The 809-nt window shown below is 39.2% G+C and carries 1 protein-coding gene; it reads right to left on the reverse strand.

Annotated features, from left to right (window positions below):
• Positions 1–809: Ig-like domain-containing protein (locus ACN1CN_RS22785; protein ID WP_419137986.1), on the reverse strand; the 809-nt coding region annotated here is incomplete at both ends.

Raw genomic sequence — 809 nt, forward strand, 5'->3', positions numbered from 1 at the left:
TCCCGCAGTCACATTTTCCCAGGTGTATGTGTAGGGACTACTTGTTGAAGTCGATAATAAAGTGGCACCGTTATAGAATTCTACCTTAGAAATCGTTCCGTCAGGATCGGTTGCTACAGCATTGATTGTAACACTTGCAGGGGCAATAAATGTAGCATTATTAGCAGGAGAAATAATGTCTGCCGAAGGAGATTGATTATTATTAACCACTACGTTTACCACTGATGATGTTGCTGTTGCATTTGCGTTATCATAGGTTTTTACCGTTATAGCATATGTTCCTGCAGTCACATTTTCCCAAGTGTATGTATAGGGACTGGTTGTTGAAGTCGATAATAAAGTTACTCCGTTATAGAATTCTACCTTAGAAATTGTTCCGTCAGGATCGGCTGCTACAGCATTGATTGTAATACTTGCAGGAGCAATAAATGCAGCATTATTAACAGGAGAAGTAACACTTACCGTCGGAGCTTGATTATTATTAACTACTACGTTTACCACAGATGATGTTGCTGTTGCATTTGCGTTATCATATGATTTTACCGTTATGGCATAAGTTCCTGCAGTCACATTTTCCCAAGTGTATGTATAGGGACTGGTTGTTGAAGTCGATAATAAAGTTGCTCCGTTATAGAATTCTACCTTAGAAATTATTCCATCAGAATCGGCTGCTACAGCATTGATTGTAACACTTGCAGGAGCCATAAATGCAGTATTATTAGCAGGAGAAATAATGCCGGCCGAAGGAGATTGATTCCCTGGTGTATTTACCGTAATTGCAATTGCAGAAGAAGTAGTAAATGTACCTC

The sequence above is a fragment of the Flavobacterium sp. T12S277 genome (assembly GCF_048514875.1).
In the GTDB taxonomy this organism is placed as follows: Bacteria; Bacteroidota; Bacteroidia; order Flavobacteriales; family Flavobacteriaceae; genus Flavobacterium.